15 protein-coding genes are annotated in these 16053 nt (G+C 64.2%); 3 read left to right on the forward strand and 12 right to left on the reverse strand.

Translation table 11 applies throughout. The features are described from left to right. Positions 1–184: 184 nt before the first annotated feature. The 6 genes from TBD_RS05405 to htpG all read right to left on the reverse strand — a co-directional run bounded on the left by TBD_RS05405 (position 185) and on the right by htpG (position 5950). Positions 185–886 carry a hypothetical protein gene (locus tag TBD_RS05405; RefSeq protein WP_011311587.1) on the reverse strand — a complete coding sequence of 234 codons (702 nt, stop codon included), beginning with the start codon at positions 884–886 and terminating at the stop codon, positions 185–187. Positions 887–898: 12 nt separating this feature from the next. Beyond that, positions 899–1036 (reverse strand): hypothetical protein, encoded by a 138-nt coding sequence (locus TBD_RS14950; protein ID WP_187147206.1) that lies wholly within the window; start codon positions 1034–1036, stop codon positions 899–901. A gap of 85 nt (positions 1037–1121) precedes the next feature. Beyond that, positions 1122–1868, reverse strand: a complete 747-nt coding sequence (locus tag TBD_RS05410; RefSeq protein ID WP_011311588.1) for an SAM-dependent methyltransferase — start codon at positions 1866–1868, stop codon at positions 1122–1124. Between the two features lie 256 nt (positions 1869–2124). Then, the gene (locus TBD_RS14955) at positions 2125–2295 is read right to left on the reverse strand and encodes a hypothetical protein (protein ID WP_187147207.1); all 171 of its coding nucleotides are present in this window, start codon (positions 2293–2295) and stop codon (positions 2125–2127) included. 173 nt (positions 2296–2468) lie between these two features. Continuing rightward, positions 2469–3857 carry an RNA-binding domain-containing protein gene (locus TBD_RS14505; protein ID WP_081429996.1) on the reverse strand — a complete coding sequence of 463 codons (1389 nt, stop codon included), beginning with the start codon at positions 3855–3857 and terminating at the stop codon, positions 2469–2471. Positions 3858–4048: 191 nt separating this feature from the next. Next, the gene (gene htpG / locus TBD_RS05425; protein WP_011311590.1) at positions 4049–5950 is read right to left on the reverse strand and encodes a molecular chaperone HtpG; all 1902 of its coding nucleotides are present in this window, start codon (positions 5948–5950) and stop codon (positions 4049–4051) included. A 180-nt stretch (positions 5951–6130) separates the two neighbouring features. On the opposite strand from htpG, the gene TBD_RS05430 reads away from it, so the two are divergent. Beyond that, positions 6131–6328, forward strand: coding sequence for a DUF1059 domain-containing protein (locus TBD_RS05430; protein WP_041432980.1), 198 nt, complete (start codon positions 6131–6133; stop codon positions 6326–6328). Positions 6329–6380: 52 nt separating this feature from the next. Here the strand turns inward: TBD_RS05430 and TBD_RS05435 are convergent, their stop codons facing one another. From TBD_RS05435 to ppk1, 6 genes are all read right to left on the reverse strand, one after another. Further along, complete coding sequence (locus TBD_RS05435; RefSeq protein ID WP_011311592.1) at positions 6381–7433, reverse strand: glycosyltransferase family 4 protein; 1053 nt, start codon at positions 7431–7433, stop codon at positions 6381–6383. Further along, positions 7430–8359, reverse strand: coding sequence for a UDP-2,3-diacylglucosamine diphosphatase (locus TBD_RS05440; RefSeq protein WP_011311593.1), 930 nt, complete (start codon positions 8357–8359; stop codon positions 7430–7432). The genes TBD_RS05435 and TBD_RS05440 overlap by 4 nt, the downstream gene beginning before the upstream one ends. A 71-nt stretch (positions 8360–8430) precedes the next feature. After that, positions 8431–9567 (reverse strand): ABC transporter permease, encoded by a 1137-nt coding sequence (locus tag TBD_RS05445; protein WP_011311594.1) that lies wholly within the window; start codon positions 9565–9567, stop codon positions 8431–8433. Further along, the gene (locus TBD_RS05450) at positions 9564–10478 is read right to left on the reverse strand and encodes an ABC transporter ATP-binding protein (RefSeq protein WP_011311595.1); all 915 of its coding nucleotides are present in this window, start codon (positions 10476–10478) and stop codon (positions 9564–9566) included. The genes TBD_RS05445 and TBD_RS05450 overlap by 4 nt, the downstream gene beginning before the upstream one ends. Continuing rightward, positions 10475–11440 (reverse strand): HlyD family secretion protein, encoded by a 966-nt coding sequence (locus TBD_RS05455; RefSeq protein WP_041432406.1) that lies wholly within the window; start codon positions 11438–11440, stop codon positions 10475–10477. Before TBD_RS05455 ends, TBD_RS05450 begins: the two co-directional genes overlap by 4 nt. A 149-nt stretch (positions 11441–11589) precedes the next feature. After that, positions 11590–13656 carry a polyphosphate kinase 1 gene (ppk1, locus tag TBD_RS05460; protein WP_011311597.1) on the reverse strand — a complete coding sequence of 689 codons (2067 nt, stop codon included), beginning with the start codon at positions 13654–13656 and terminating at the stop codon, positions 11590–11592. Positions 13657–13717: 61 nt separating this feature from the next. Between ppk1 and TBD_RS05465 the strand changes: the two genes are divergently transcribed. Both TBD_RS05465 and TBD_RS05470 read left to right on the forward strand, forming a co-directional pair. After that, on the forward strand, positions 13718–15304 hold the full coding sequence (locus TBD_RS05465) for a CYTH and CHAD domain-containing protein (protein ID WP_041432407.1): 1587 nt from the start codon (positions 13718–13720) through the stop codon (positions 15302–15304). Between the two features lie 69 nt (positions 15305–15373). Then, entirely contained in the window at positions 15374–15826 is a 453-nt protein-coding gene (locus TBD_RS05470) for a SixA phosphatase family protein (protein ID WP_011311599.1), read from the forward strand. The last annotated feature ends 227 nt before the right edge of the window (positions 15827–16053 follow it).

The following is a 16053-nucleotide window of genomic DNA, read 5'->3' on the forward strand; positions in this document are numbered from 1 at the left end:
ATATGAATCAACGTTCCAGGCGCTCTCATGGAGAGCTTCGGGGAGAGATGCGTATAAGAATCCGACAGAGGATTGTCGGCCCGAGGATATTCGAGCATGCCCCTTTTATTCGCCACGATCCTGACCCCCCGTTGCGCATGCGCGATCGGCTTCGAGGCGGAGGCCGAGACGGGCGGTCGCTGGCCTAACGCCCCCTCGGCGGCAGGCTGGCGGTGCATGTCTGGAGTGATTCGGCGGCGGCCTCGACGAGCGCGGTCAAGTTTGAAATGGCTTCCGCTTCACCTTCCGCGCCAATCGGAGTCGTGAAATATCGAAGCCCGGCGACCTCTATACGGTCGCGCCCATGGACGAACAGCCGATGGACGGAAAGCGAAGCCAGCTGGCCGTCCGGGTCGGCCCTGACAGACCGAATGAAAGGGAACGGCGCCTCCTTCGAGCCTTCGGTTGCATTGCGCACGGTGAGCACGAGAGGCGGCCCAAGCAATCCGGTGGTTTGACGTTGCGAGAAATAGTCCGGGTAGGCGTCCACGAGCTTTTGATTCTGAGCAGCGAGGTTTCCGATCTCGGCCTCAACCGATCTTCCGGCCGGGACGACCGAGGTGACGACGTAAAGCGCGGTCATGTCCTTATATGCCGCATGGCTGTAATACAGCGTATCGCGGTTGTACATGGCTTGGCCAAGCGCCTCGACGTCCGTGCTGTGCGGAAAGGTCAGGCAAAACACGTTGCCGAATCGATGCGTGCCGTCCCAGGCATTGCCGCGAACAAAGCGGGCCTCGTGGAATTTTGAGGAGAGTTGAAAGGGCGGTTGCGCCGAGGCGGGCACTGCGCCGATCAGCGTTGTCACGGCGAGCATGGCGGCGCAAGCGAGACGGAAAGAATTCATGAGGACTTTCGATTATTTGGTCAAAGGCAATTCATAAATCGCGGGCAGGTCCTGCGGCTCTTGCTCGCGCGACTTCAGGGCCAAACGGGCTTCTGTTGTTTTCACCGCTTCTTCCGGGTTGAGGATGGCCCGTGGAGGGCGGCGGGGCATCGTCTAATTCGTTGCTGGTCAGCTAGCGCAACACGTCAGGATATTCGAGCCGGGCCCCTTTGATTCGTCGCCGAGCCATCACTCGTCACCGTGCCATCAGTGCGAACACGCCCCAGCCCAGGTATTCGCGGGTGTTAGTCGCGTAGCGTTCGGGTTCCGAGCTCAGTTGCGCGCGAACCTCTTCGGCGAGCTCGTCCTCGGGATTGGCGTCGAGCCATCGGCGCATCGTGAGCCACTTGGCCGCCTCGTACCGGTCCCAGCTGTCCTGGTCAGCCAGAACCATTTCGACGACGTCGTAGCCAAGCTTGCGGAAAGAGGCGAGAAATTCAGGAAGCAGCAGAAAGTCGGAGATCGTGTTGGCATGACACGCCTTGGCAACCGCTTCGGTCGTCGGCAACTTGCGCCAGAAGGGCTCGCCCATGAGGATGATTCCTCCCGGTTCGAGGCTTTGCGCCAGCAGCGTGATCGTGCCGGCGACGCCGCCGGCTATCCAACTGGCACCCACACAGGCTGCCACATCGACCTTCTCGTCCGAGACGTAGCCGGCGGCGTCGCCGTGGATGAACTTCACTTGGCCGGCAACGCCGAGCGCTTCGGCACGGCGTTTCGCTTGCTCGGTGAACAGCTGGCTCAGGTCGATGCCGGTGCCGACGATCCCGTGATCGCGTGCCCAGGTGCACAGCATCTCCCCCGAACCGCTGCCGAGGTCGAGTACGCGTGCCCCCGCTTCCAGACGCAGCGCCGCGCCGAGCGTGGCGAGCTTTTCGGGGGTGAACGGGTTGTGGATGCGGTGAGCGCTTTCGGTGATGTTGAAGATTCGTGGAATGTCCACTTCGGATAGCCTCCTTGGCGTGAGGGTTCACCCGGCCGCGTTATTGTTGCGCTGTGAGAGCTACCGCCACTGTTTTCTGAACCCGCGGTATTCGGGTAGGGGATGTGTTAATGCAAGGACCTGACCCCGTGACCTTCTCGGGTGAGGCGGCGGCGGGGCATTGGTATCGTTTGTCGATTAGGTAGTGAGACCGTCAGACATATTCGGCCTGGCCCCTTTGATTTTTTTAAGTAGCGTCTACCATTTTTTTCTGGTGTCAAATTGAGAAAGGCTCATAGGGCAAGACCCTGGCGACTGCAAGTAGAACCACCTTCATGAACAAGTCGGGAGTCACCTGCCCGACAATGAAGAACAAGCAGCCTACTAATACCAAGGCGGTGTGGCGAATAACACCTCCACCGTTTGCACGACGCACTTTTTTCACCATAGCCATTGCTCCTTTCTGCCCATTGGTGGGCTTATTACGAGATTTGCCAGGGTTACTCCTGCCCGCACCAAGCTGTGCCCTATGAGTCCTCCATTCTTAGGTGGAGAAAGGGGGCAGTAGTGCATCAACGGTATTCGCCCTCTTTAGCTTGCTTAAATTCCCGCGCTCAAGACTCATGCCTTCACATAGCGAAAGTTAAATGCGCTGGCATTCTCGTCAAGTGGCACGATATGGCCGGCTGCCCTGAGCTTTTGAAGTGCCAATTTCACCTTCTGCATGTCGTCTTCACCACTCAACTGACGAACAAGTTTATTAGTGATTTCAGTACCTGGATTTTCCTCGAGATAACTCAGTACGACTTCTTCAACAGAAGCGATTCGCTGATGTTTGATGGTTACAAGGAAAGCGTTATCTTTTTCTTCAAAGATGGGCTCAACTAATCCTGCTTTTTTTAATTCATTCTTGGCCGTGTCTAGACCCTCACCGATGTCGTGGTTTACTGGATTGGGAAGATTGTGAAGCATCCTAACGAGGTTGGGATTCCTCGAAAAGCGTTCTTCATAAAGATTGTCTAGGCTCATGTATCCAGGTAGCTTTCCGGGGCTTTGAACCTCGATTCGGTTGTCAAATATTCGAACGTGGATATCGTCGTTTAGGCTGTAGTCGCGATGAATTACAGCGTTAACTAATATTTCTTTTAGGGCTTCTGCTGGGTACCTAAGCTTGACAAGCTTGCCGCCATCCCGGAACGCTGCCCCATCAATATATTTCACGACTTGATCAATTGTTTTACGAATTACTTCTTCCGTGCCACCGTTGATGGTTACAGGCATTTCTTCCAACTGCTCTCTCTTATATTCCTTCTCGGTTGTTCGAAGTCGGTAGACTTTAACTGCACAACGTGTTTCCAGGGTCGCCTGGGGTTCTTCATCAAATAGGAGCACACAACCAACGTTCGGAATGCGTGTGCCGTCATGTGACGTTAAGAGTCTTTGCTTCCTTAAAAAAATTGTTGGCTCGAGATGAGTGGAAACGCGTCGCATATAGTCAGCGAGCTCTTCGCTTTGCGCGATCTCCTGAAGTTCAACATCGGCAACAGGTTTCCGTTCGTATGGCTCTGCCCCTTTGGAGTACCCAAGCTGAGTAATCCTTTCTCCTTTGATTTTCCTTTTTTGAGCATTAATTCGGATAAAGCAATCGCCCGAAGCTGTGTAGTGGACTTTTGGACTTTTGGGAATTCCAATATGTAACACCAAGCCTTTACCATCGGTATCGAGGAACTCAATGGAGACATTTTCAACTGCGGGCTGAGTCTCTTCCAGCAAAGTCGAGACGATAGCGTTTGCTTCTTCCTGTTCGCCAAATCCTACGACACGCTCACCGGTGTGCGCTTTATCCTCGATTCCAACATACAAGTCTCCGCCATCCGAGTTCGCGAAAGCGACGAACGTTTCCTGGAGTTTTGCGGGAAGAATCCGTTTGCTTTTTACATCGTTAAAGTGATCCTCATTCAAAAGCAAAAGGGAATTAAGTTCGTCTTCCTGAATTCTCGTGACTTCCACAAGATCTCCTTTGAATTATAAAAATTGGGTGCGAATGGCCAGGCATCAAGGATTGCAGCATTCAGATGAGTGCGCAACTTTGCGACTAGGCCAAAGCAATAAAAAACGCGACTGATTGCTCAGTCGCGTTGGATACAACAATTAAGGTCATTCGTGTTTCGACAAGCTCAACACGAACGGCTCTTGCGTCCTCAACCCGGCAACATCGCCAGCAACCCATTCAACCGCCGCACAAAACTCGCCGGATCGTCGAGCTGTCCACCTTCCGCCAGCAGCGCCTGCTCGAACAGCAGGTTGGCCCAGTCCTTGAAGCGGTCTTCGTCGGATTCGCTGTCGAGCCGCGTGACCAACGCGTGCGACGGGTTGATCTCCAGCGTGGGCTTCACGGTGGGCGCGGCTTGGCCGGCGGCTTTCAATAGCCGTTCGAGGTTGGCGCTCATGTCGCCTTCGCCGGTGACGAGGCAGGCGGGCGAATCGGTGAGGCGGTGGGTGACGCGGACGTCCTTGACGCGCTCGCCGAGCATGGCCTTGATGCGCTCGACCAGCGGCTTCATCGACTCCTCGGCTTCCTTCTGCGCGGTCTTCTCGGCTTCGTCTTCGAGTTCGCCGAGGTCGAGGCCGCCCTTGGCGACGGACTTGAGCGGCTTGCCGTCGAACTCATGCAGGTTGCCGGTGAGCCATTCGTCGACGCGGTCGGACAGCAGCAGGACTTCGATGCCTTTCTTGCGGAAGATTTCGAGGTGCGGGCTGTGCTGGGCGGCGGCGAAGCTGTCGGCGGTGATGTAGTAGATCGCGGTCTGGCCTTCCTTCATGCGGCCGACGTAGTCCTTGAGCGACACGACCTGCGCGTCGGTGTCGGTGTGGGTGGAGGCGAAGCGGAGCAGGCCGGCGATCTTCTCCTTGTTGGCGAAGTCCTCGCCCGGGCCTTCCTTCATGACCTTGCCGAACTCTTTCCAGAACTCGACGTATTTTTCGGGCTGGTTCTCGGCGAGGTCTTCGAGCATGCCGAGCACCTTCTTCACCGAGCCGTTCTTGATGGCGTCGATGTCGCGGCTCGACTGCAGGATTTCGCGCGAGACGTTCAAGGGCAGGTCGGCCGAGTCGATGACGCCGCGGACGAAGCGCAGGTATTGCGGCATCAGCTGCTCGGCGTCGTCCATGATGAAGACGCGGCGCACATAAAGTTTGATGCCGTGGCGCTTCTCTCGGTCGTAGAGGTCGAACGGCGCGTGCGAGGGCACGTAGAGCAGGGAGATGTATTCCTGCTTGCCCTCGACGCGGTTATGCGACCAGGCGAGCGGCGGCTCGAAGTCGTGGGCGACGTGCTTGTAGAACTCGTTGTACTCGTCGTCGCTGATGTCCTTCTTCGGGCGAGCCCACAAGGCCGAGGCTTTGTTGACCGTTTCGTCCTCGTCGGTCGGCGTCTCGACGCCGTCCTTCCATTCGGTCTTCTTCATCACGATCGGCAGCGTGATGTGGTCGGAATAGGTGCGGATGACCGACTTGATCTTCCAGTCGGAGAGGAATTCGTCCTCGCCTTCACGCAGATGCAGCACGATCTCGGTGCCGCGTTGGGGCTTCTCGACCGTTTCCAGCGTGTAGTCGCCGGCGCCCTCGGATTCCCAGCGCACACCGTGCTCGGCGGTAAGGCCGGCGCGGCGGGTCGTGAGCGTGACGCGGTCGGCGACGATGAAGGCGGAATAGAAGCCGACGCCGAACTGGCCGATCAGCGCGGCGTCCTTCTTCTGGTCGCCGGAAAGCTGGCTGAAGAATTCGCGCGTGCCGGACTTGGCGATCGTGCCGATGTGGTCGATGACCTCCTGCCGGCTCATGCCGATGCCGTTGTCGGAAATGGTGAGCGTGCGCGCGTCGCGGTCGAAGGCGATGCGGATCTTGAGCTCGGGGTCGTTCTCGAACAGCGCGGCGTCCGACAAGGCTTCGAAGCGCAGCTTGTCGGCGGCGTCGGAGGCGTTGGAGATCAGTTCGCGGAGGAATATGTCCTTGTTCGAATACAAGGAATGGATCATCAGCTGCAGGAGCTGTTTGACTTCGGCTTGAAAGCCCAGGGTTTCTTTGCTGCTGGTGGCGGACATGCCTTTATCTCCCGTTGGTTACACGTACAAACAAGGTGGGAGCGGAGATGGGGGCGGCGGCGCCGAGTTTCAAGCCCCCCATGCTCAGCGCCTCGGTGCGCGTCGCCGCCGGGGGGTCTATAAAAAAATTTCCCTTATGGTGGCCTTGGGCCGTCCGGGGCGAGGGAAAAGGAGGTGATCATGCAACGCAAATTCATCGATTGCCGGGACTACCCGAGCGAAATGAACTGCAGCCTGTTCATGTCGGCCGACAGCGAGGAGGAACTGCTGGAAGCAGCCGTTCAGCATGCCGTCGCCGTTCACGGCCACGCCGATACGCCCGAATTGCGTGAGACCTTGCGCGGATTGTTCAAGGAGGACTTGAGGACCGCCGCGTGACGTTCTTGAGGCAAATCGCTAGCCCGGGCGGCCGACCCGGGCTTTTTTTACACTAATCCATAGTCCCGGTCGCACCCACGGGGCGGGCAGACGGCTGCCGATCTTCGCCTCGTGCCGGATGCAGATGACCGACGAACTGCTCGGTCGCCGCGCGCCATGAGAACTTCTCGGCGTGGGCGCGGGCGGTGCTGCGTTCGATATTGAGCGCGGCCATGCACGCCTCGCGCAGGTCTTCGTGCATGACGCCGGCGCCGGAATCGCCGAGCACGTCGATCGGGCCGCTGACCGGGTAGGCGGCGACCGGCAGGCCGCAGGCCATCGCTTCGAGCAGCACGAGGCCGAAGGTGTCGGTCTTGCTCGGAAAGACGAAGACATCGGCGGCCGCGTAGACCTCGGCGAGCTCGGGCTGTTTCATGACGCCGAGGTAGTAGGCATCGGGGTAACGCTCCCGTAGCGCGGGCAGCGCCGGGCCGTCGCCGACGACCCACTTCGAACCCGGCAGGTCGAGTTCGAGGAAGGCCTCGACGTTCTTTTCGACGGCGACGCGGCCGACGTAGAGAAAGATCGGACGCGCGGTGTCGAGGCGGTGCGAGGTCTGCAGCCGGAACACGTCGAGGTCGACGCCGCGCGACCACAGCACGACCCTGTCGAAGCCGAAGGCCTCGAGGTCGGCCTTGACCGCGGGCGTCGGCGTCATGACCGCGCGCGCCGGCGCGTGAAACCCGCGCAGGAAGCGGTAGGTCCAGGCGAGCGGGATGCCGGTGCGCGCCTTCACGTATTCGGGAAAGCGCGTGTGGTAGGCGGTCGTGAAGGGCAGGCGGTGGCGCAGGGCGAAGCGGCGCGCGGCCCAGCCGAGCGGGCCTTCGGTCGCGATGTGCAGCGCGTCGGGGGCGAATTCGCGGATGCGTCGCGCGACCTTGCGTCCGGGCAGCAGCGAGAGGCGGATGTCGGGGTAGGTCGGGCAGGGCAGGGTGCGGAATTCGAGCGGCGAGAGCAGGTCGACTTCGTGGCCCATCGCCTCCATTTCGCGGCGCGTCGTCGTCAGCGTGCGCACGACGCCGTTGACCTGTGGCGACCAGGCGTCGGTCACGATCATGATCTTCATGCGGCCTGCCGCACTGCGGCGCTCCGTGGCGACGCCGCCGCGTCGAGACAATGTGTCCAGTGGAGGATTTCGAGCGTGCCGTCGGCGGTTTCGGCGAGCGCGCTCAGGCTTTCGACCCAGTCGCCGTCGTTGCAGTAGACGAGGCCGTCGACGGTGCGGATCTCGGCCTTGTGGATGTGGCCGCAGATCACGCCGTCGCAGCGGCGTCGCCGCGCCTCGTCGATCATGACCTTCTCGAACGCGGTGATGAAGCTGACCGCGTTCTTGACCTTGTGCTTGATGTATTGCGACAGCGACCAGTAGGGGTAGCCCATGCGCGCGCGCAGGCCGTTGAACCAGCGGTTGAGCGCGAGGATCAGCGTGTAGCCGCTGTCGCCGATGTAGGCGAGCCAGCGCGCGTGCTGGATCACGCCGTCGAAGCGGTCCCCGTGGGTGACGAGAAAGCGGCGGCCGTCGGCGGTGACGTGGATCACCTCGTCGGCGACCTCGATGTCGCCGAAGGCGAGACCGATGAACTGCCGCGCCATCGAATCGTGGTTGCCCGGCACGAAGATCACGCGCGTGCCCTTGCGCGCCTTGCGCAGGAGTTTCTGCACGACGTCGTTGTGCGCGCGCGGCCAGTACCAGCCGCGCCTCAGCTGCCAGCCGTCGATGATGTCGCCGACCAGATAGAGCGTGTCGGATTCGTTGTGCTTGAGAAAGTCGAGCAGGTAGCGCGCCTGGCAGCCGGGCGTGCCGAGGTGGATGTCGGAAATCCAGAGCGTGCGGTAGTGGCGGGGCGCGGACTGCGGCGAGTCGGGCGTGGCGTCCGGGCCGTGCGCGGGCCACGCGGGGCTTTCGGTGTGCGCGCAGGACGATGCATCGGGGCGCGCGCGGAGCAGGGTGGTGACGCGATTCAACATGCGCCCATGAAGCCAGCGCGACATGAAGGCGGCGTGACGGACCGGTGAAGATTTGCGGACGCACGGGGCCGGCCCCCGGGGCGCGCGGCGGTTTGTCAGTCGAGCGTCTTGCGGTAGCGCTTGAAGCCGATCGCCATCACGATCGCCATGAACAGCAGCAGCGGCCAGACATTGGGCCAGGTTTCGGCCCAGCCGTTGCCCTTCAACATGATGCCGCGAACGATCCGCAGGAAATGGGTAAGCGGCAGGGCCTCGCCGATGACCTGCGCCCAGTGCGGCATGCCGCGGAAGGGGAACATGAATCCGGACAGCAGCATCGACGGCAGGAAGAAGAAGAAGGTCATCTGCATCGCCTGCAACTGGCTCTTGGCCAGCGTGGAGAACATCATGCCGACCGTGAGATTGGCGGCAAGAAAAACCAGCACCGAGGCCAGCAGCAAGGACAGGCTGCCGGCGATCGGCACGCCGAACAGGAAATGCGCGGCGATCAGGATGACCGCGACCTGGATGTAGCCGACGATGATGTAGGGCAGGATCTTGCCGATCATGACTTCGAGCGGGTGCACCGGGAAGGCGAGCAGGTTTTCCATCGTGCCGCGCTCGAGTTCGCGGGTCATCGCCATGCCGGTCATCATGATCATGGTCATCGTGAGGATCGTCCCCATGAGGCCCGGCACGATGTTGTACTGCGTGATGCCCTCGGGGTTGTAGTTGCGCTGAACGCGGATTTCGAACGGCGCGGGCCCGCCTGCCAGCGGCGCCAGCGGGCCCTTGAGGTCATGCTGCAAGGCGGTCTGGTTGATCGTCGCGAGCGCCGAGAGCGCGTTGCCGGTGGCGGCGGGATCGGACGCGTCGGCCTCGAGCAGCAGCACCGGCTTTTCCCCGCGGATCAGCTGGCGGGAGAAATCAGGCGGAATCGAGACGATGAACTGGACCTCGCCGATGGCGAGCGCCTCGCGCGCCTCGGCGACGGTGGAGGGGGTCTCCAGCACGTTGAAATAGCCGCTGTTTTCGAGGCTGGCGACGAAGCTGCGCGAATAGGCGCTCTGGCTCGCGTCGAAGACCACGGTCGGCAGCCGCTTGGGGTCGGTGTTGATCGCGAACCCGAACAGCACGAGCTGGATCACGGGGATGCCGACCATCATCGCGAAGGTGATGCGGTCGCGCCGCATCTGCACGAATTCCTTCAGAACGATCGCCCACAGGCGGTGCCAGGCCAGCGCGGACCTCACGGCAGCGGGTCCTGCACGGTGTCCATGAGCCGGATGAAGACCTGTTCCAGCCCTGTTTCGGCACGCTCGAACCGCAGCGCCGGCAGGGCGGCGAGGCTGCGTTCGATCGATGCCCCATCCTCGCCGCTCACGCTATAGACGTTGCCCATCGCGACGACCTGCTGCACCCCGGGCAATTCGCGAAGGCGCGGTGCCAGCGCGGGGTCGTCGTCTTTCACGAGAAAGGTCGAGAGGCCGCTTTGGGCGATGAGTTCTTCGGGCGTGCCGGAGGCGAGCAGGTTGCCGAACGCGATATAGGCGAGGCGATGGCAGCGCGCCGCTTCGTCCATGTAGTGGGTCGACACGAGCGCGCTGATGCCGCGGCCGGCGAGGCGGTGGATTTCGTCCCAGAAGTCGCGCCGTGCCTTGGGGTCGACGCCGGCCGTCGGTTCGTCGAGCAGCAGGAGCTTGGGCCGATGGAGCATGCACGCGGCCAGCGCGAGCCGTTGCTTCCAGCCACCGGAAAGCGTGCCCGCGAGCTGGTTCGCGCGATCGGCGAGGCCCAGGTCTTCCATGCCGGCTTCGACTGCCTGCTTGCGTTCCGGCATCGCATAGAGCCGCGCGACGAAGTCGAGATTCTCGCGGATCGTGAGGTCCTCGTAGAAGCTGAAGCGCTGGGTCATGTAGCCGACCTGCTTCTTGATCTCGGCGCTTTGCCGGAGCACGTCGAAGCCGAGGCAGGTGCCCTGGCCTTCGTCCGGGGTCAGCAGGCCGCAGAGCATGCGGATGGTGGTCGTCTTGCCGCTGCCGTTGGGGCCCAGGAAACCGTAGATCTCGCCCGCTTCGACGCGCAGGCTCAGATCGTTGACGACGCGTTTGCGGCCGAAGGATTTGCTCAGGCCCTGCACGTCGATGGCGTAATCGCCACTCATCGTTTGCCGCTGTCGAGGGCGACGCTCACGGGCTGCCCCGGGTGCAGCCGCGCGGCGTCCCCGGCGGCCGGCCAGGCTTCGACGAGGTAGACGAGCCGATGGCGGTTCTTTTCGCTGTACAGCACGGGCGGCGTGTATTCGGCGGAGGCGCTGACGAAGCGGATCGTGGCGGGGATCCCGGCGCCGCAGCCGTCGCAGTGGATCGCGACGCCTTGCCCGGTCCGCAGCGCGCCGAGGCGGGGTTCCGGAATGAAGAATCGGACCTTGATGTTTTGCGGCGGCAGGATCGAGACCACCGCCTGCCCCGGCGTCGCCCATTCGCCCACCCGGAAAAACACGTCCTGCACCGAACCGCCCACGGGGGCGCGCTGCGATTTCTGCTCGAGCCTGATTGCGCTTTGCTCGAGCGCGGCCTGGCTCGCCGACACCGCCGCGCGGGCACCGGCGCGCTCGTCGCGGCGGCCCGGCAGGCGCGCGGTCGCGAGTTCGGCCCGCGTTTGCGCGACGCTGGCCTCGTCGCGCGCGAGTTGCGCGCGCGCCTCGTCGAGGGCTTGGGCGCTGATGAAGCCCTTCGCGACCAGGGCCTCCTGACGCGCGAGGTGGGCGGCGGACAGCTCCCGCCGCGCCTCGGCCTCGCGCTCGCGGGCGGCGATCGCCGCGATCTCGGGCGGTCGCTTGCCGGTCGCGAGATTGCCGAACTGAGCCTGCGCCTGTGCCAGCTGCGCGCGGGCCTCGCCGAGGCTGGCGGCTTCGGTCGCCGCATCCTGGCTGAAAAGCGGCGCGCCCGTCGCAATCATGTCGCCGCGTCGCACCTGCAGTGAGGTCAACTGGCCGCTTTGCTGCGCTGCGACCAGGACCGGCTCGCCTTCGACATAGCCTTGAAACCGGTCCTCGTCGGCCGCCTGGCAACCGGCCAGCAATGCCACGAACAGGAGCCGAAGGGGAGCGAGATGCAGGTTCATCGGGGCAGCCCGAAAGGACGCAATAAATAAGCCGAGTGTAATTCGTTTCACCGCTGCCCGCGGCGGTCCGGCGTTGCCCGCCGATGAGCGCGCAGGGGGAGTCACGGGCGGCGTGACGGGCGGCGCCGATCCCGTGCGAGGGCGGTTTGTCAGCTGGGGGTCGTCAGCAGCGCCAGCAGTGCGCACTGCGCGCAATAGGCTTTCGCGCCGCGCTTGGTGCGGCGGCGGTAGCTGCCGTCGGGCTGCATATCCCAGGCCTGGACGTTGTCGCGCAGATAGGGCGTGAGGCCTTCGTTGATGACGCGCTTTTTCAGCTTGGGGTTAAGGATGGGAAAGCTCGTCTCGATGCGGCGGAAGAAGTTGCGGTCCATCCAGTCGGCCGACGACAGGTAGACCTGCTCGTCGCCGCCGTTGCGGAAGTAGAAGATCCGCGAGTGCTCGAGAAAGCGCCCGACCACCGAGCGAACGCGGATTGTCTCCGAGAGGCCCGGGATGCCCGGGCGCAGCGCGCAGACGCCGCGGATGACGAGATCGATCCGGACGCCGGCCTGGCTCGCGGCGTAGAGCGCGGCGATGACCTGCGGCTCGACCAGCGCGTTCATCTTGGCGACGATCGCGGCGGGCTTGCCGGCGGCGGCGAATCCGGCCTCGCGGTTGATCGCGGCGATGACCTCGCTGTGCAACGTGAACGGCGACTGCCACAGGCGTTTGAGCTTGCCGGCCTTGCCGAGCCCGGTGATCTGGGTGAAGAGACTCGCGACGTCGGCGCTGATCGCCTCGTCGGCGGTGAGCAGGCCGAAGTCGGTGTAGAGCCGCGCGGTGCGCGCGTGGTAGTTGCCGGTGCCGAGGTGGACGTAGCGCCTGAGCTTGCCTTCCTCGCGGCGCACGACGAGCGCGAGCTTGGCGTGGGTCTTGTGGCCGACGACGCCGTAGATCACGTGGGCGCCGGTTTCCTCGAGCCTGGCCGCCCAGTTGATGTTGGCCTCTTCGTCGAAGCGCGCCATCAGTTCGACGACGACCGTGACTTCCTTGCCGGACTGGGCGGCGCGGATCAGCGCCTGCATGAGCTGCGAATCGGTGCCGGTACGGTAGACGGTCTGGCGGATCGCGACGACGGCGGGATCGGCGGCGGCCTGTTCGATGAAGTCGATGACCGGCTGGAAGGATTCGAAGGGGTGATGCAGCAGGATGTCGTTCTTGCGGATGTGCGCAAAGATGTCGTCCTGCTTGGCGAGCCGCGCCGGCAGCGCGGGGACGAAGGGCGTGAACTTGAGGTCGGGCCGCTCGACCCAGTCCGGCACCTGCATGAGCCGCACGAGGTTGACCGGGCCGCGTTCCTGGTAGAGGTCGTCGGCGTCGAGCTCGAACTGGGCGAGCAGGAAGGCCGCCATCTCCGGCGAGCAGTTGTCGGCGACCTCGAGGCGCACGGCGGCGCCGAAGTGGCGCTGCGGCAACTCGCCCTGCAGCGACTGACGCAGGTTCTTGTTTTCCTCCTCGTCGACGAAGAGGTCCGAGTTGCGCGTGACGCGGAACTGGTAGCAGCCCTGCACCGTCATCCCGGCGAAGAGTTCGCCGACGTGCGCGTGCAGGATCGAAGACAGGAAGACGAAGCCGTACTCGGCGCCGGCGATCTCGGGCGGCAGACGGATCACGCGCGGCAGCGAGCGTGGCGCCTGCACGACGGCAGCGCCCGAATTGCGGCCGAAGGCATCGCGCCCCGACAGTTCGACGGCGAAATTGAGGCTCTTGTTGAGCACGCGCGGAAACGGGTGCGAAGGGTCGAGGCCGACCGGCGTCAGCACCGGCATCAGTTCGTTGAAGAAATAGTCGCGTATCCACGCCGCCTGGGCCTCGTCCCACTGCGTGCGGCGGATGAAATGGATGCCGTGCGCGGCGAGTTCCGGAATGAGGTCCTCGTTGAAGAGCGCGTATTGGCGCGCGACGAGCAGGTGCGCGGCGTCCGCCACGGCGCGGAACTGCTGGCGCGGCGTCAGGCCGTCGGGCGAGGTGCGGGTCGAATCGGCGCGGATCTGTTCCTTGAGGCCGGCGACGCGCACCTCGAAGAACTCGTCGAGGTTGCTCGACACGATGCACAGAAAGCGCAGCCGCTCGAGCAGCGGTACGGCCGGGTCCTCGGCCTGGGCGAGGACCCGGCGCTGGAAGCCGAGAATGCCGAGTTCGCGATTGATGAGTGTGTCGGGGCTGGGCAGGTTCATGAGCCGGTGGTCAGGGTGTGCTTCAATGATAAGCCTCGACGTTTCTCGTGACACGGAGTTTATGGCCGCCGCGCATCCGCTCGAAATCGAGCTCAAGCTGGCCTTGCCGCCCGGGCAGGTCGAGGCGTTCCGCAAGAAGATGGCGCGGCGCCGGGCGGGCAGGGGCACGCGCAGTGCGCCGCAGCAGCAGGCGCTCGTGACGCGCTATTTCGATACGCCCGACTTCGACCTCGCCGCCCGCGGCGTCGCGCTCCGCGTCCGTCAGGCCGGCGCGGTCTGGCTGCAGACCCTGAAGACCGCGAGCGCGTCACACGGCGGGCTGTCGCGGCGCGTCGAGTTCGAAATGCCGCTCGACGGCGACGCACTCGACTGGGCCCGGTTTCCGCCCGAGGCGCGCGACTACGTGCCCGAGGCGCTGCGCGCGCAGGTGCGGCCGCTGTTCGAAACCGGCTTCGAGCGGACGACCTGGCAGGTCGCGTCCGACAACGGCGACCGCATCGAGGTCGCGCTCGATCTCGGCACTATCCGCACGCTGGAGGCCCCCGCCCTTGAAGGCGAGGTCGGCGAGCGGACGCTGCCGCTGTGCGAAATCGAACTCGAACTCAAGGCCGGCGAGCCCGACGCGCTGTTTGTGCTTGCCCTCGAATGGGCCGAGGCCTTCGATTGCGTGCCGCTCGACGCGAGCAAGGCTGCGCGCGGGATCGCGCTCGTGCGCGGCGAGGTCCCCGGTGCGACCGGGGCCCAAGCGCTCGCGCTCGACGCAGGCATGCGCGTCGAGGAGGGCTTCGCCGCGACCTGCCAGGCCTGCCTCGAACATTTCCAGGCGAACCTGCACGGCCTGCTCGAGTCGGACGAGGTCGAGTTCGTGCATCAGGCGCGCGTCGCCTTGCGCCGGCTGCGCGCCGCGCTGCGGCTGTACCGCGGGATCTGCGTCCCGCCCGACGAACTGGCCGCCGTCGTGCGCGAGCTCGCAGCCGCGCTCGGGCCCGCCCGCGACTGGGATGTATTCTGCAGCGAGACGCTGCCGGCGATCGCGCCTCATTACCCGGACACCGCGTTGTGGCAGCAGCGGGGCGAGACGCTGGATGCGCGCCGCGCCGCGGTCCGTGCCGAGATGCACGCGACCCTGCGCGCGGCTCGCCCGGGACGCTGGCTTCTCGCGATGCAGCGCTGGCTGCAGCAGGCGGGCTGGCGCAGCGACCCGTCGGGGCGCCCCTTTGCGCCCGCACAGCGCGACGCCCAGCAGGCGCCGCTTGAAGCCTTTGCGCGTGGCGCGCTCGACAACGGAGAACGCCGGATCGCCCGTCGCGCGCGCAAATTCAGTAAGGCCTCGGCGGCGCGACGCCATGCGCTGCGCATCGCGATCAAGCGGCAGCGGTACGCCGCCGAATTTTTCGAGGCCCTGTTCGACGCGACGGGCAAGCGGCGTCGGCGGCGGGCGCGCTACGTCGCGGCGCTGCGCGAGGCGCAGGACAGCCTGGGGCGCGCGAACGACCTGCGCACCGCGACGCGGCTGTTGCAGGAAGTCGATGCGGGCGCCACGGGCGCTTTTGCGCTCGGCTGGCTCGCGGCGCAGCAGGCGGGCGCCGGTGTCGGACAGAGCGCAGGGCCGGTGCGCGCCGTGTTGAAAGCGAAAACCTACTGGTAGATCGTGCCCACAGCCTTGCCGTTGCGGCGCGGTGCAATCCACGATCCGCTTTTTTTGGGAGGAAGACCGATGGAACTCATCTTGTGGCGCCACGCCGAGGCCGAAGACACGAGCCCCGACATGACCCGCGCGCTGACCGGTCGCGGCCGCAAGCAGGCCGCCCGCATGGCCGACTGGCTCAACCCGCGGCTGCCACAGGACATCCGCGTTCTGGTCAGCCCGGCGACACGCGCGGTCCAGACCGCGCAGGCGCTCGGCCGCTATTACGACCAGCTGCCCGAACTCGCGCCGGGTGCGGGCGTCGACGCGGTGCTCGCGGCGGCAGGCTGGCCGGACGGCGCCTACCCCGTGCTGATCGTCGGCCATCAGCCCACGCTCGGGCAGGTCGCGCTTCATCTGCTGGCCGGCCAGGAGGGCGACGTCGCGATGCGCAAGGGCGGAATCTGGTGGTTCCAGAACCGCGAACGCAACGGGCGCCTGCAGGTCGTGCTGCGCGCGGTCGCCAGTCCGGACTGGCTGTGATTCGTCCGTGCGGCAGGCGGGGATCAAGGCGAAGTCCGGCGGCATGCAGCCATTTCGGTGCCGCTTCAATATAATCGCCGTGTGACTACCCGCCCGATTCCACAGGACGCGAACATGCCGGACGCCACGCGCGAGCGGGCGCCGGACCCCGCCAGGCAGGGACGGACCCTGCGCGCGGCCCGGCCTGAACAGGCGACCCGCGCAGCGATGCGAGGAAGGTGCGAGCC

The sequence above is a fragment of the Thiobacillus denitrificans ATCC 25259 genome, assembly GCF_000012745.1.
Lineage (GTDB): Bacteria > Pseudomonadota > Gammaproteobacteria > Burkholderiales > Thiobacillaceae > Thiobacillus > Thiobacillus denitrificans_B.

Coding starts and splice junctions, on each gene's coding strand:
- ppk1 (WP_011311597.1), bottom strand. CDS start 13,656: ATGAACCTGCCCAGCCCCGACACACTCATCAATCGCGAACTCGGCATT.
- TBD_RS05470 (WP_011311599.1), top strand. CDS start 15,374: ATGGAACTCATCTTGTGGCGCCACGCCGAGGCCGAAGACACGAGCCCC.
- TBD_RS05455 (WP_041432406.1), bottom strand. CDS start 11,440: ATGAACCTGCATCTCGCTCCCCTTCGGCTCCTGTTCGTGGCATTGCTG.
- TBD_RS05450 (WP_011311595.1), bottom strand. CDS start 10,478: ATGAGTGGCGATTACGCCATCGACGTGCAGGGCCTGAGCAAATCCTTC.
- TBD_RS14950 (WP_187147206.1), bottom strand. CDS start 1,036: ATGCCCCGCCGCCCTCCACGGGCCATCCTCAACCCGGAAGAAGCGGTG.
- TBD_RS14955 (WP_187147207.1), bottom strand. CDS start 2,295: ATGGTGAAAAAAGTGCGTCGTGCAAACGGTGGAGGTGTTATTCGCCAC.
- TBD_RS05430 (WP_041432980.1), top strand. CDS start 6,131: ATGCAACGCAAATTCATCGATTGCCGGGACTACCCGAGCGAAATGAAC.
- TBD_RS05405 (WP_011311587.1), bottom strand. CDS start 886: ATGAATTCTTTCCGTCTCGCTTGCGCCGCCATGCTCGCCGTGACAACG.
- htpG (WP_011311590.1), bottom strand. CDS start 5,950: ATGTCCGCCACCAGCAGCAAAGAAACCCTGGGCTTTCAAGCCGAAGTC.
- TBD_RS05435 (WP_011311592.1), bottom strand. CDS start 7,433: ATGAAGATCATGATCGTGACCGACGCCTGGTCGCCACAGGTCAACGGC.
- TBD_RS05465 (WP_041432407.1), top strand. CDS start 13,718: ATGGCCGCCGCGCATCCGCTCGAAATCGAGCTCAAGCTGGCCTTGCCG.
- TBD_RS05440 (WP_011311593.1), bottom strand. CDS start 8,359: ATGTCGCGCTGGCTTCATGGGCGCATGTTGAATCGCGTCACCACCCTG.